This is a genomic window from Pseudomonas guariconensis (assembly GCF_040822035.1).
In the GTDB taxonomy this organism is placed as follows: Bacteria; Pseudomonadota; Gammaproteobacteria; order Pseudomonadales; family Pseudomonadaceae; genus Aquipseudomonas; species Aquipseudomonas guariconensis.
This window is the reverse complement of the sequence record NZ_CP162012.1, coordinates 4909814-4924145: the sequence shown is the minus strand read 5'-3', so window position 1 is coordinate 4924145 and position 14332 is coordinate 4909814. Positions and strand designations below refer to the sequence as shown.

10 protein-coding genes are annotated in these 14332 nt (G+C 63.1%); 4 read left to right on the top strand and 6 right to left on the bottom strand.

Annotated features, from left to right (window positions below):
• Positions 1-15: 15 nt before the first annotated feature.
• Positions 16-903, bottom strand: coding sequence for an acyltransferase (locus tag AB1N67_RS22885; protein WP_367863405.1), 888 nt, complete (start codon positions 901-903; stop codon positions 16-18).
• A gap of 182 nt (positions 904-1085) precedes the next feature.
• Here AB1N67_RS22885 and AB1N67_RS22880 point away from each other — a divergent pair, with 182 nt between their 5' ends.
• From AB1N67_RS22880 to creD, 4 genes are all read left to right on the top strand, one after another.
• Positions 1086-1586: an ATP-dependent zinc protease gene (locus AB1N67_RS22880; RefSeq protein ID WP_043212593.1), complete on the top strand. Its 501-nt coding sequence runs from the start codon at positions 1086-1088 to the stop codon at positions 1584-1586.
• A 183-nt stretch (positions 1587-1769) separates the two neighbouring features.
• Positions 1770-2450 (top strand): two-component system response regulator CreB, encoded by a 681-nt coding sequence (gene creB / locus AB1N67_RS22875; RefSeq protein WP_090346315.1) that lies wholly within the window; start codon positions 1770-1772, stop codon positions 2448-2450.
• The gene (gene creC / locus AB1N67_RS22870; RefSeq protein WP_367863404.1) at positions 2450-3883 is read left to right on the top strand and encodes a two-component system sensor histidine kinase CreC; all 1434 of its coding nucleotides are present in this window, start codon (positions 2450-2452) and stop codon (positions 3881-3883) included. Before creB ends, creC begins: the two co-directional genes overlap by 1 nt.
• A gap of 133 nt (positions 3884-4016) precedes the next feature.
• Positions 4017-5345 (top strand): cell envelope integrity protein CreD, encoded by a 1329-nt coding sequence (gene creD, locus AB1N67_RS22865; RefSeq protein WP_090346309.1) that lies wholly within the window; start codon positions 4017-4019, stop codon positions 5343-5345.
• Between the two features lie 142 nt (positions 5346-5487).
• Here creD and AB1N67_RS22860 read toward each other — a convergent pair whose 3' ends face one another.
• The 5 genes from AB1N67_RS22860 to aceE form a co-directional block, all read right to left on the bottom strand.
• Entirely contained in the window at positions 5488-6111 is a 624-nt protein-coding gene (locus AB1N67_RS22860) for a glutathione S-transferase (protein WP_197852582.1), read from the bottom strand.
• Between the two features lie 9 nt (positions 6112-6120).
• Positions 6121-6789, bottom strand: a complete 669-nt coding sequence (msrA, locus tag AB1N67_RS22855; RefSeq protein ID WP_043212604.1) for a peptide-methionine (S)-S-oxide reductase MsrA — start codon at positions 6787-6789, stop codon at positions 6121-6123.
• A gap of 144 nt (positions 6790-6933) precedes the next feature.
• Positions 6934-9627, bottom strand: a complete 2694-nt coding sequence (locus tag AB1N67_RS22850; RefSeq protein WP_043212606.1) for an EAL domain-containing protein — start codon at positions 9625-9627, stop codon at positions 6934-6936.
• Between the two features lie 324 nt (positions 9628-9951).
• Positions 9952-11601 (bottom strand): dihydrolipoyllysine-residue acetyltransferase, encoded by a 1650-nt coding sequence (aceF, locus tag AB1N67_RS22845; RefSeq protein WP_090346303.1) that lies wholly within the window; start codon positions 11599-11601, stop codon positions 9952-9954.
• 13 nt (positions 11602-11614) lie between these two features.
• A complete protein-coding gene (aceE, locus tag AB1N67_RS22840) occupies positions 11615-14260 on the bottom strand; it encodes a pyruvate dehydrogenase (acetyl-transferring), homodimeric type (protein ID WP_043212611.1) in 2646 nt (881 codons plus the stop codon).
• Positions 14261-14332: the final 72 nt, after the last annotated feature.

Sequence of the window (14332 nt, the reverse complement as noted above, 5' to 3'; positions counted from 1 at the left end):
CAGGCCACGCACCTCTTAGCGCATTTCGGCGCGCAACTGCTCGATGCGCTGGTCCTTTTCGACCCACAGCTGGTTCACCCAAGCCTGCACGGTCTGGCGGAATGCCGGATCGTTCTCGTAATCACCCGCGCACAGCGCCGGGTCCAGTTCACGCACGCGGATGTCGATGATCACCCGGCTGATGTTGCCGCTGAGCAGGTCCCAGAACCCCGGCGCCCTGTTGCCGGGATAGACGATGGTGACGTCCAGCAGGGCGTCGAGCTGCTCGCCCAGCGCGGCCAGTACGAACGCCACGCCACCTGCCTTGGGCTTGAGCAGATGCTGGTAGGGCGATTGCTGGGCCTGACGTTTGGCCTCGCTGAAGCGCGTGCCTTCGAGGTAGTTGACCACGGTCACCGGTTGGCGCTTGAACAGCTCGCAGGCTGCCTTGGTGATCTCCAGGTCCTTGCCCTTGAGCTCCGGGTGCTTGTCCAGGAAAGCCTTGCTGTAGCGCTTCATGAAGGGGTAGTCCAGCGCCCACCAGGCCAGGCCCAGCAGCGGAACCCAGATCAGCTCTTTCTTGAGGAAGAACTTGAAGAACGGCACCCGGCGGTTGAGGCTCTCGATCAGGGCCGGGATGTCCACCCAGCTCTGGTGGTTGCTCACGCACAGGTAGGAGGTGTCCTGGCGCAGCTTCTCGATGCCGCGGATGTCCCAACGTGTCGGGATGCACAGGGCGAAGATCGCCTTGTCGATTTCCGACCAGGTCTCGGCGATCCACATCACCGCCCAAGAGGCATAGTCGCGGCCACGCCCCGGCAGCACCAGTTTGAGCAGGGCGAACACCATCAGCGGGCAGATCAACGCCAGGGTGTTGAGCAGCAGCAGGACAGTGGTGAGGATGCCGGTGAGCAGGCGACGCATAAAGAGACTCTTGTTGTGGGATAAAAACGGTTGGCAATGATAAGTGGGGCACCGGCCTTCGCCAAATGCGCATTGGCCAATTACTGGGACAAATGTTTCACATTGTGTTGGATAAGCTTTGACAACGAACCTATCGTGCCCGGGTAGTCTAAGTGCTGTCCCACCTCAAGGAAGCCTAACCTGTGAAATCACTGCTTGCCCTGCTGTCGATCCTCGCCCTTCCGGTCATGGCCGCCGAGCCAACCCTGTATGGCCGCTACGAGAACATTGCCCTGCCGGAGCTTGGCGAAACCCTCAAGGCCAAGATGGACACCGGTGCCTACACCGCCTCGCTGTCGGCCAAGGACATCGAGCTGTTCACCCGCGATGGCAATGAGTGGGTGCGTTTCCGTCTGGCGACCAAGAACGCCGACGGCAAGGTCTACGAACATGAGCTGTCGCGCATCAGCAAGATCAAGAACCGCGTAGACGAGGACGAAGAAGGGGACGTCCCGGAAGTCTCCAAGCGTCCAGTGATCGATTTGGAGCTGTGCCTGGGTGACGTCAAACGTACGGTGGAGGTCAACTTGGTCGACCGCAGCCACTTCAACTACCCACTGCTGATCGGCTCCAAGGCCCTGAAAGAGTTCAAGGCGGCGGTGAACCCGGCCAAGAAGTTCACTGCCGGCAAGCCGGACTGCTAGTTCAGACGTATGCACCGGCATTGCCGGTGTTGGGAACCCGCTCCCACTGGGCTGGCAATGAACCCTGTGGGCGCGGGGTGACCCATGAAGCGGTCCGCACTTGGCCCAATGCCCCCACAGGGGTTGCGTGATGCCTGCTGATCACCTACAAGTCCAGCATTTGTCCAAGCAAGGCCGGACGCCATGCCCCACATTCTCATCGTCGAAGACGAATCCGCCATTGCCGATACGTTGGTCTATGCCTTGCAGGCCGATGGCCACAGCACCGACTGGGTAACGCTCGGTAGCGCAGCCCTCGAGCAGCAGCGTCTGCATCCTGCGGACCTGGTGATTCTCGACATCGGCCTGCCTGACATCAGCGGTTTCGAAACCTGTCGGCAGTTGCGCCGTTTCAGCGACGTACCGGTGATGTTCCTCAGTGCCCGCGATGCCGAAATCGACCGGGTGGTGGGGCTCGAAATCGGCGCCGACGATTACGTGGTCAAGCCGTTCAGCCCGCGGGAAGTGGCCGCGCGCGTCAGGGCGATCCTCAAGCGCCTGGTGCCCCAGGCCCAGGCTTCGGCCCAGGCCACGGTGTTCCAGCTCGACACCTTGCGCATGCAGATCAGCTACCACGCCCAGCCGCTGGCCCTGACCCGTCATGAATTTCGTCTGTTGCAATGTTTGCTGGAGCAACCCCGGCGGGTGTTCAGCCGCGAGCAACTGCTCGATGCGGTGGGTGTAGCCTCCGATGCTGGCTACGAACGTACCATCGACAGTCATATCAAGAGCCTGCGTGCCAAGCTGCGCCAGGTCGCTGCCGATGCCGAGCCCATCCAGACCCATCGTGGCCTGGGTTACAGCTATAGCCCGGATCACGCCTGATGCGCCTGGGCATCCGCATCTTCCTGGTGTATTTCCTGTTCGTCGGGTTGTCTGGTTACTTCCTGCTCAGCACCGTGCGCGAACAGATCCGCCCGGTCGTGCGTCAGTCCTCCGAGGAGACCCTCGTGGACACTGCCAACCTGCTCGCGGAAATTCTCCATGACGACGTCAAAGCCGGCACTCTGAGCCAAAGCCGGCTGCCTCAGGTATTGGCGTCTTACGGCGAGCGCCGTCCAGGCGCGCAGATCTGGGGGCTGGCGAAGAACCAGATCAGCCACCGCATCTATGTCACCGACGCCCAAGGGACCGTGCTGCTGGACTCCAGCGGCCAGGACGTGGGCAAGGACTACTCTCGCTGGAACGATGTCTACCTCACCCTGCGCGGCCAGTATGGCGCGCGCTCCACGCGCAGCGATCCGGCTGACGAAACCACCTCGGTGATGCACGTGGCGGCGCCGATCCTCGACCAGGGCCGGATCATCGGCGTGGTGACGGTGGCCAAGCCCAACAGCTCGCTGCAACCCTACATCGACCGCGCCGAGCAGCGGCTGCTGAATCTGGGCCTGGGCCTGATCGGCCTTGGCCTGTTGGTGGGGGCGGCGCTGTCGTGGTGGCTGGCGCGCTCGCTGCGTCGGCTGACGCGCTATGCCCAGGCCGTCAGCGAGGGCCAGCGCGCAGCCTTGCCCCACTACAAAGGGGGCGAGTTGGGGCAGTTGGCCACAGCGATAGAGCGCATGCGGACCCAGCTCGAAGGCAAGGCCTATGTCGAGCGCTACGTGCACACCCTGACCCATGAACTCAAGAGCCCGCTGGCGGCGATCCGTGGAGCCTCCGAGCTGCTTCAGGGCGATATGCCGCAAGACCTGCGGATGCGTTTTGCCAGCAACATCGAGCGCGAGAGCGGGCGCTTGCAACAGATGATCGAGCGCTTGCTCAACCTGGCGAGGGTCGAGCAGATGCAGGCATTGGAAGACGAACAGTATGTCGCCCTGGCGGCGCTGATCGATGAGTTGCTGTTGAGCCATGCGGCGCGCATTGAAGGCGCGAGCTTGCAGGTTCGCCAGCGGGTGCCGGTGGAGCTGAGGTTGCTGTGTGATCCTTTCCTGATGCGCCAGGCGCTGGCCAACCTGCTGGACAATGCGCTGGATTTCTCGCCGGCAGGCGGAGCGTTGCTGTTCGAGCTGGAACGCGACGGCGAGCGGATGGCGCTGAGTGTGTTCAACCAGGGCGAGCCGATCCCGGATTACGCCATCGGGCGGGTCAGCGAGCGCTTCTATTCACTGCCACGGCCAGGCAGCGGGCGCAAGAGCACGGGGCTGGGGCTTAACTTCGTGGCGGAGGTGATGCAGCTGCATGGCGGCGCGTTGGCCGTGGAGAACGTCGAGGGCGGGGTGCGCGTGCGGTTGTGGTTGCCGGCGCGACGTGTGAATTGAGCCGACGGTCTTCAGCGCAGCCCCTTCGCGAGCACAGGTGTTGCTGAAAACACCACCCAATCTCCACACGCACTTCACAAAGGCTCCACGCAGTGGCTCCACACTGCGCCCATCGCAAACGGAGCCCTAGCCCATGACCAAAACCTTGAGTTTCAAGCTCGGCATGATTGCCCTGCTGATGCTGCTGTTGTTGATTCCGCTGTTGATGATCGGTGGCCTGATCGGTGAACGACAGGCCTTGCGCGATAGCGTGCTGCAGGACATCGCCCAAAGCTCAAGCTTCAGCCAGCAGATCAGTGGCCCGCTGCTGGTGGTGCCCTACCGCAAGTATGAGCGGCGCTGGATCGAGAAGAACGGCCAGAGCGTCGAGCAGACGATCATGCTCAATGGCCAACTGTTCTTCCTGCCTGAAACCTTCCACGTAGACACCGATATCGATACCGAACTGCGCGCTCGGGGCATCTACCAGGCCCGGTTGTTCCACGCCAAGAGCAGGGTGAGCGGACGTTTCAAGGTCCCGGCGCGCTGGGGTATCGAGAAGGACTGGGAGGATTACCGCTTCGACAGGCCCTATCTGGTGGTGGGCATCAGTGACATTCGCGGCATCGAGAACGCCCTGGCACTGACGTTGGATGACCAGCGATTGCCGTTCGAGCCCGGCACTGGCCTGGATTGGCTGGGCGGGGGCGTGCATGTCGCCTTGCCGATGCTCGAGGATGGCCAGGCCCGTGAGTTCACCTATGGCTTCGATCTGGCCTTGCAGGGGACTGGCCAGTTGCATGTCGTGCCGGTGGGGCGCAGCAGCAGGGTGGACATGCGCGCCAACTGGCCGCACCCAAGCTTTGTCGGCAATTACCTGCCCAGCCGTCGAGAAATACACGATCAAGGCTTCAAGGCCCATTGGCAGACCTCGTTCTTCGCCACCAACCTCGAGGATGCGCTGCGCCAATGTACCGGCCAGGGTCAGTGCACGGATTTCAATGCGCGCGCCTTTGGCGTGAGTTTCGTCGACCCGGTGGACCAGTACCTCAAGAGTGAGCGGGCGATCAAGTACGCGCTGTTGTTCATCGCCTTGACCTTCGCGGGTTTCTTCTTGTTCGAGGTACTGAAGAACCTTCGCGTGCACCCTATGCAGTACATGCTGGTGGGGGTGGCGCTGGCCTTGTTCTATTTGTTGCTGCTGTCGTTGGCCGAACACCTGGGCTTTGGCCTGGCCTATGGGTTGTCGGCCTCGGCGTGCGTGCTGCTGATTGGCTTCTACCTGAGCCATGTGCTGGGCAGCATGAGGCGGGGGATCGGCTTTGCGGCGGGGCTGAGTGGGCTGTACGGGCTGCTCTTCGGCCTGCTCAGTGCCGAAGACTATGCGCTGCTGATGGGCTCGCTGCTGTGCTTTGGCCTGCTTGGCGTGTTCATGGTGCTGACCCGTCGCCTGGACTGGGCGCGGGTGGGGAGGGCGGCATGAGAGAGGATCGGGAAGCGGGGCGGTGGTTGGCCTATCGGATCGGGATGCTTGTTCAGTGGCACCGGAATGAGGCTTTCGCGGGAAAACCCACGCCCACACGGCTGGATCCTAGTGGGCGTGGGTTCATCTGCGGACCGGTCCGTCAGATCACCGGAGCCGTTGCAGCCATCGACGGCCGCTTGGTCACGTCGGCATACCACGTGGCAAGGCCGGGCTGCTGCTCACGCCAGCCGAACTGCGGCTGGCGCAGGTCCAGGTAGCCCAGTGCACAGGCCACGCCGATGGCGGCGATGTCGAAGGTCGAGGCGAGCTCCGCCAAGTGTGCCTGCTCCAGGTTGGCCAGGCTGCGGCGGATCTTCTCGCCTTGGGCCTGGACCCAGCCGTCCCAGCGTTTGTCTTCTGGGCGCAGGAAGGTCTCGTAACGGGTCGAGACCGCTGCATCCATGATCGCATCGGCCTGGGAGGCCAGGGTCAGGCGCCGCCAGCGGGCAGAGCCTTCGCGGGGGATCAGCGGGTTGCCGACGTGCTGCAGGTCGAGGTACTCGCAGATCACCCGGCTGTCGTGCAATACCGTGCCGTCTTCCAGGCGCAGCGCCGGGATTTTGCCGATCGGGTTGTCTTGGTTGAGCTGGTCATCGCCATTGACAGGGCTGACGTTGACGGCTTGCAAGGTCACGCGGTCGAGCTGACCGGTCTCGTGCAGCACGACCATCACCTTACGGACGAACGGCGAGAGCGGCGAGTGGAACAGGGTCATGGTCGTCATGGCCAGGCCTCATTTGCCTTGCAGGCTGGGAGGTAGGCAGACGCCGGTGCCGGCGATGCCGCAGTAACCGTCGGGGTTCTTGGCCAGGTACTGCTGGTGGTAGGCCTCGGCGAAGTACACGGTCGGTGCCTGGTCGATCTCGGTGGTGATCTCGCCGAAACCTGCCTTGGTCAGCTCGGCCTGGAAGGCGTCACGGCTGGCCTTGGCCTGTTCCAGTTGCTCGGGGCTGGTGCAGTAGATGGCCGAGCGGTACTGGGTGCCGATGTCGTTGCCCTGGCGCATGCCTTGGGTCGGGTTGTGCAGTTCCCAGAACATCGCCAGCAGCTCGCGATAGCTCACTTTGTCCTTGTCGAACACCACCAGCACCACTTCGGTGTGGCCGGTCAGGCCCGAGCAGACTTCTTCGTAGGTCGGGTTGGGGGTGAAGCCGCCGGCATAGCCGACCACGGTGCTGACCACGCCTTCGCGCTGCCAGAAACGCCGTTCGGCGCCCCAGAAGCAGCCCAGGCCGAAGATGGCGAAATCGATGCTGCCCTCGAAGAAGGGGCCCAGCAGCGGCGTGTCCTTGAACACGTAGTGGAACTCGGGCAGGGGCATCGGGGTGTCGCGACCAGGCAGCGCCTGTTCCGCGGTAGGCATGACGTTTTTGTTCACCAGGATTTCCGAACGCAGGACCATGGCCGTTCCTCTGTATGTCAGGTGGATGAGTGTTGACCGCTTCGCGGGTAAACCCGCTCCCATCAGCAGCGTCGTGCCTACGGAAGTGGGCGCACCGTGAAATGTCTCGAATGGGGCTTATAGTGCCCGAGCTTGGCGTCGCTGTCAGGCCACCGGGCCACGTGGATATCGCTTGAGCCGCTCGGCCAGCTCGCGCCCCGGAATCGGCTTGTCGAACAGGTAGCCTTGGCCGACATCGCAGCGATGCCGCCGCAGGAAAGCCAACTGCTCGGCGGTCTCGATGCCTTCGGCAACCACCTTGAGCTTGAGGTTGTGAGCCATCGCCACCACCGCCGAGGTGATTTCCATATCGTCCTGGTTGTCGGGGATCTCGTTGATGAAGCTGCGGTCGATCTTGATGATGTCGATCGGAAACTTCTTCAGGTAGCTCAGCGATGAATAGCCGGTGCCGAAGTCGTCCATGGCCAGGATCAAGCCGAGGGCCTTGAGCTCGTCGAGCTGGCGGTGGGTATCGACGGTCGCTTCCAGCAGCAGGCCCTCGGTCAGTTCTAGCTCCAGCAGGTGCGGTGGCAGTGCTTCTTCCTTGAGGATGGTGTCGATCGAGGCCACCAGTTCCGGGTCGGAGAACTGCTTGGGCGACAGATTGATGGCCACGTGCAGGTCGCCTAGGCCGACCTGGCTCAAGTGCTGGCTCATGCGGCAAGCCTGGCGCACGACCCATTTACCGATCGGGATGATCAGCCCGGTTTCCTCGGCGACGCTAATGAACTGATCGGGGCGGATCATGCCTTTTTCGGGATGGTTCCAGCGCAGCAGGGCCTCCAGGCCCAGCAGGCGGCCACTGCGCAGGCACAGCTTGGGCTGGTAGAACACCTCCAGCTCGTTCTGGGTCAGGGCGCGGCGCAGGTTGTTCTCCACGAACAGCTTGTAACTGGCCTCGGCATTGAGCACTTCGGTGAAAACCTGGACCTGGTGCTTGCCGTTGGCTTTGGCCTTGTGCAGGGCAAGGCCTGCGTTCTTCATCAGGCTTTGCGGGTCGCTGCCGTGCAGGGGGGCACAAGCCAGGCCCACCGAGGCGGTGACGTTGATCAGCTGGTTGTCGACGAACATGGGTTTGTCGAGGGTGTGCAGCAGTTGCTGGGCCACTTGCTGGCCGGTCTCCAGGCTCGCATCGTCGAGCAGCACGGCGAATTCGTTACTGGCAAAACGCGCCAGGATATCGCTGCTGCCCAGGCTGTTGCGCAGGCGCCGGGCCAGGCTGACCAGAAGCTTGTCGCCGGTCTGATGGCCGAGGCTGTCGTTGATCCGCTTGAAGTTATCGATGTCCACCAGCAGCAGGCACAGGGGCCGGTCGCCGATGTGTTCGAAGCGCTCATCGAGGTTGCGGATGAACGAGGGACGGTTGCCCAGGTTGGTCAGGTTGTCCGTGTAGGCCAGGCGTTCGATGCGCTGTTGGGCCAGCTTGCTTTGGGTGATGTCTTCGTAGATGCCGATGTAGTGCGTCAGCTCGCGGTTGTCGCCAAAGACCTTGGAAATCGACAACTGGCCCCAGTAGGGTTCCAGGCTCTTGCGTCGGCTCTTGAACTCGCCTTGCCAGCTGTTGCCCATGGCCAGGCTCGAGGGCGAGTGGAACAGCAGCTCGCTCAGGTTCTCCAGCGCAGGCAGTTCTGCCAGATGGCGCCCCTGCACTTCATCGGTGCTGTACTGGGTGATGGCGGTGAAGCTTGGGTTGACGTATTCCACCACGCCGTCGCGGTTGACCAGCAAGAAGGCACTGGCGCTCTGCTCCACGGCCCGCTGGAACAGGTGCAGGGCACTGGCCGCCGTGCGTCGATTGTGGTTGGTGATCACCTGGGCGACCTGGTCGGCCAGTTCCCCGGCGAAGGCGATTTCGTCGGCCTGCCAGGCACGGGCCTTGCCGATCTGTTCCAGGCACAGCACGCCAACGACCTGGCCATCGACGCGAATGCTGGCGTCGAGCATGGCATTGTTGGTCGCTGCGTACAGGGTCTCGGCCATGTCGCGGGTGCGAGGGTCCTGGCCGGCGTTATGGGCATCGATGGCGCGGCTGGCGTGCAGGGCATCGAGGTAGTCCGGGAAACAGCTGGCATCGATGGGCTGGGGCAGGTAGTGACGCTGATCCAGGCTGTGCCAGGCACTGATCGGTTCCAGATGCTGATCCTGCAGATGCCAGAGGCTGGCGCAATCGACCTTGTAGATTTCGCAGGCACTGCGGGTGATCAGTTCGGCCGCCTCCTGCAAGGAGTTTTCAGCGCTGTAGCGCTGCCGGGCCAGGCGCAGGATAAGGTCCTGCTGGGCGCGCACACGCTCAAGGTGCAGCAACTGCTCCTGCTGGGCGCGCTGGTTGAGCTGCAAGGCCAATTGCAGACGGCTGTTGCGAGACTCCAGATCGTCCTCGCCAAGCTCTGGCTCCTGGTCCTGCTGATCATCGAGCACCATGAGATAGCCGCGCAACAGCTGGCGGTTGTGCTGGCGGTAGGCTTCGCCGATCTCCAGCAAGCGCAAGGCTGCGCCGCTGGTGTGCAGGGTGTAGCGGATCCGGTAGTGGTTACGCTGTGCCAGTTGCAGCTGAATCTCGTCATGCAGCCTGTAGCGCGCCTCTGGCTCCATGAGGCTGGCATAGGGTGAGCCGATCAGGGCGCAGAGGTCGGCGGCAGGCAGGCCGAACTGGCGCTCGCAGGCAGGATCCAGATAGAGCATCGCCCAGCTGGCTTCGTTGAGCCGTTCGAAACGCAGCATACCGAGCCGTGAAGGCACGGGGAGCTGCGTGACGACCTCGGCCGCCACTCGGCTGGCGGCATCGGGTTGGCTTTTCATCGAAGACTCGCTTGAAAGGGCGGTTGGCGCGGCGGGCCACGAGCTATGCGGCGGTGCCTAGGGCAAGGTTGCATCATGTCCCGAGGGCTGGCAAGCGGCCATGCGGGAAGCTATGTACAGCTTGTCGGCGGTTGTACGGAAATCTGAAGGCCAGAAGGGGTGGTGGGAACGGGTTCGCCTGCGAAGGGTTGCGAGCTTGACGGCGTATTCGCGTCTTTGGCATCAGGCAAAAAAAGCCCCGCCAGAGTGGCGGGGTTGAGGTACGAGCGTGGCAGCTCGAAACAGGCTTGCCTCACCCCTTGGAGGGTGAGGCAAGGGGCTGCGTTACAGCAGCATGGTGCGGATGTCCGCCAGCACGTCGCCCAGACGCTTGGTGAAGCGCGCGGCGGCGGCGCCGTTGATCACACGGTGATCGTAGGACAGCGACAGCGGCAGCATCAGCTTGGGCTGGAACGCCTTGCCATCCCAGACCGGCTGCATGGTGGCCTTGGAGACACCCAAGATCGCCACCTCAGGCGCGTTGACGATCGGCGTGAAGCCGGTGCCGCCAATGTGGCCGAGGCTGGAGATGGTGAAGCAAGCGCCCTGCATTTCGTCGGAAGACAGTTTCTTGGTGCGGGCCTTCTCGGCCAGCGCCGCGGCTTCGGCAGCCAGTTGCAGCAGGCTCTTCTGGTCGACGTTCTTGATCACAGGGACCAGCAGGCCGTCCGGAGTATCCACGGCGAAGCCGATGTGCACGTACTTCTTGCGGATGATCGCCTTGCCGCTGGGTGCCAGCGAGCTGTTGAAGTCCGGCAGTTCCTTGAGCAGGAAGGCGCAGGCCTTGAGCAGCAGCGGCAGGACGGTCAGCTTCACGCCAGCCTTCTCGGCCACGGCCTTCTGCGCAACGCGGAAGGCTTCCAGCTCAGTGATGTCGGCGGAGTCGAACTGGGTGACGTGCGGCACGTTCAGCCAGCTGCGGTGCAGGTTGGCGGCACCGACCTGCATCAGGCGGGTCAGGGCGACTTCTTCCACTTCACCGAACTTGCTGAAGTCCACAGCCGGGATCGGCGGGATGCCTGCACCACCGGTCGCGCCAGCGGCTGGAGCTTCCTTGGCTTTCTGCATCATGGCCTTGACGTAGACCTGCACGTCTTCTTTCAGGATACGGCCGTGCGGACCGGTCGCGGCGACCGCGCCCAGGTCGACGCCGAACTCACGGGCCAGCAGACGCACGGCAGGACCAGCATGGACCTTGGCGTTGCTGCCAGCAGCCGGCGCGGTGGCGACCGGAGCCGGTGCAGCAGCCGCAGCTGGCGCTGCAGCAGGCGCGGCGGCTGGCGCCGACTCGGCCTTGGCAGGGGCCGGTGCGGCAGCGGCTGGAGCGGCAGCCGGGGCGGCGCCCGCGACTTCCAGCTTCAGGATCAGGTCACCGGTGCCAACTTCGTCGTCCAGCTTGGCGATCACTTCCTTCACCACGCCAGCGGCGGGGGATGGGATCTCCATGGAGGCCTTGTCGGACTCCAGGGTGATCAGCGACTGGTCGGCTTCGACGGTGTCGCCGGCCTTGACCAGTACTTCGATGATCTTGGCCTTGCCCGACGAGCCGATATCCGGCACATGGATGTCCTGCACGCTGGCGGCAGCAGGCGCAGCAGGCGCAGCAGCCGGGGCAGGGGTGGCGGCTGGCGCAGGTGCGGCAGCCGGTTGCTCTGCGGCAGCCGGGGCAGCAGCGGCCGGAGCCTCGGGCGCCGCAGCGGCACCCTCGACTTCCAGGACCATCAGCTCGTCGCCTTCTTTCAGGCGATCACCCAGCTTGACTTTCAGTTCCTTGATCACGCCGGCCTTGGGTGCTGGGATCTCCATGGAGGCCTTGTCGGACTCCAGGGTCAGCAGGCTCTGGTCAGCCTCGATACGGTCACCGACCTTGACGAACAGCTCGATGATTTCACCTTCACCGCTGCCGATGTCAGGTACGCGAATGAGTTCGCTCACTTAAAAATACTCCTCAGCAGTCCAGTGGGTTGCGCTTGTCCGGATCGATGCCGAACTTGACGATGGCGTCGGCCACCACCTTCGGTTCGATCTCGCCACGGTCAGCAAGGGCTTCCAGGGCAGCCAGCACGACGAAGTGACGGTCGACTTCGAAGAAGTGACGCAGCTTCTTGCGGCTGTCGCTGCGACCGAAGCCATCGGTACCCAGGACCTTGTACTCCTTGCTCGGGACCCACTGACGGATCTGTTCGGCGAAGAGCTTCATGTAGTCGGTGGACGCTACAACCGGGCCTTTGCGGCCGGCCAAGCACTGCTCGACGTAGGTCTGCTGTGGCTTCTGGCCAGGCTTGAGGCGGTTGGCGCGTTCCACGGCCAGGCCGTCACGACGCAGTTCGTTGAAGCTGGTGACGCTCCAGACGTCGGCGCCGACGTTGTATTCCTCGCGCAGGATCTTGGCCGCTTCGCGGACTTCGCGCAGGATGGTGCCCGAACCCAGCAGCTGCACGTGGTGCGCGGCCTCGCGGGTGTCTTCCTCGAGCAGGTACATGCCCTTGATGATGCCTTCCTCGGCGCCGGCCGGAATGGCAGGCTGGGTGTAGGCTTCGTTCATCACGGTGATGTAGTAGAAGACGTCCTGTTGCTCTTCGGTCATCTTCTTCATGCCGTCCTGGATGATCACCGCCAGCTCGTAGCCGTAGGTCGGATCATAGGTGCGGCAGTTCGGGATGGTGGCAGCCATCAGGTGGCTGTGACCGTCTTCGTGCTGCAGGCCTTCACCGTTGAGGGTAGTACGGCCGGCGGTACCGCCGATCAGGAAGCCACGGGTGCGGCTGTCGCCAGCGGCCCATGCCAGGTCACCGATACGCTGGAAGCCGAACATCGAATAGAAGATGTAGAACGGCAGCATCGGCTGGTTGTGGTTGCTGTACGAGGTACCGGCGGCGATGAACGACGACATGGCGCCGGCTTCGTTGATGCCTTCCTCGAGGATCTGGCCCTTCTTGTCCTCGCGGTAGAACATCACCTGGTCCTTGTCGACCGGCTCGTAGAGCTGGCCCACGGACGAGTAGATGCCAAGCTGGCGGAACATGCCTTCCATACCGAAGGTACGGGCTTCGTCCGGGATGATCGGAACGATGCGCTGACCGATCTCCTTGTCCTTGACCAGCTGCGCCAGGATACGCACGAAGGCCATGGTGGTGGAGATTTCGCGGTCGCCCGAACCGTCCAGGATCGCCTTCAGGGTTTCCAGCGGCGGAGTCGGGATGCTGAAGCTCTTTGCACGGCGCTGCGGTACGAAGCCACCCAGGGCTGCGCGGCGCTCGGCCAGGTACTTGGCTTCGGCGCTGCCTTCTTCCGGACGGAAGAACGGCAGGTTTTCCAGGTCGGCATCCTTGACTGGGATGTCGAAGCGGTCACGGAAGTGACGCAGGCTGTCGACGTCGACCTTCTTGGTGTTGTGCGCGGTGTTCTTGGCTTCGCCGGCACCGGTACCGTAACCCTTGATGGTCTTGGCCAGGATGACGGTCGGCTGACCTTGATGGTTGACCGCCTGGTGGTAGGCCGCATAGACCTTGTACGGGTCGTGGCCGCCACGGTTGAGCTTCCAGATCTCGTCGTCGGACAGGTCTTCGACCATTGCCTTGAGTTCTGGGGTGTTGAAGAAGTGCTCACGGACGTACGCACCGTCCTTGGCCTTGTAGTTCTGGTACTCGCCGTCGATGACTTCGTCCATGCGGCGCTGCAGGGCACCGTTGGTGTCCTTGGCGAACAGCGGATCCCAGAAGCGGCCCCAGACGACTTTGTTGACGTTCCAGCCACCGCCACGGAACACGCCTTCGAGTTCCTGGATGATCTTGCCGTTGCCGCGGACCGGGCCGTCGAGGCGCTGCAGGTTGCAGTTGATGACGAAGATCAGGTTGTCCAGCTTCTCGCGGCCAGCCAGGGCGATCGCGCCCAGGGATTCTGGCTCGTCGCACTCGCCGTCGCCCATGAAGCACCAGACCTTCTGCTTACCGGCCGGGATGAAGCCACGGGCTTCCAGGTACTTCATGAAGCGTGCCTGGTAGATCGCCTGGATCGGACCCAGACCCATGGAAACGGTCGGGAACTGCCAGAAGTCAGGCATCAGCCATGGGTGCGGGTAGGAGGACAGGCCCTTGCCGTCCACTTCCTGACGGAAGTTGTTCATCTGGTCTTCAGTGATGCGACCTTCGAGGAAGGCGCGGGCATAGATGCCTGGGGAGGCGTGGCCCTGGAAGAAGATCAGGTCGCCACCGTGCTCCTCGGTAGGAGCCTGGAAGAAGTAGTTGAAGCCGATGTCGTACAGGGTGGCGCTGGAGGCGAAGCTCGAAATGTGGCCGCCCAGGTCCGAGTCCCGCAGGTTGGTACGCATGACCATGGCCAGGGCGTTCCAACGTACCATCGAGCGGATGCGGCGTTCCATGAACAGGTCGCCAGGCATGCGTGCTTCGTGGGTAACGGGGATGGTGTTGCGGTATGGCGTGGTGATTGCGTACGGCAGCTGAGAGCCACTACGGGTGGCCAGCTCGCCCATACGGGTCATCAGGTAGTGAGCGCGGTCTTCGCCTTCTTTGTCGAGGACCGACTCCAAGGCATCCAGCCATTCCTGGGTTTCGACGGGATCGAGGTCTTGCATGGCTTGCTCCAGGGCGGAAAGGCCACCAGAATCGGGGGCCTGAGTTTGCGACTGGCCTTTTGGGCAGACGTC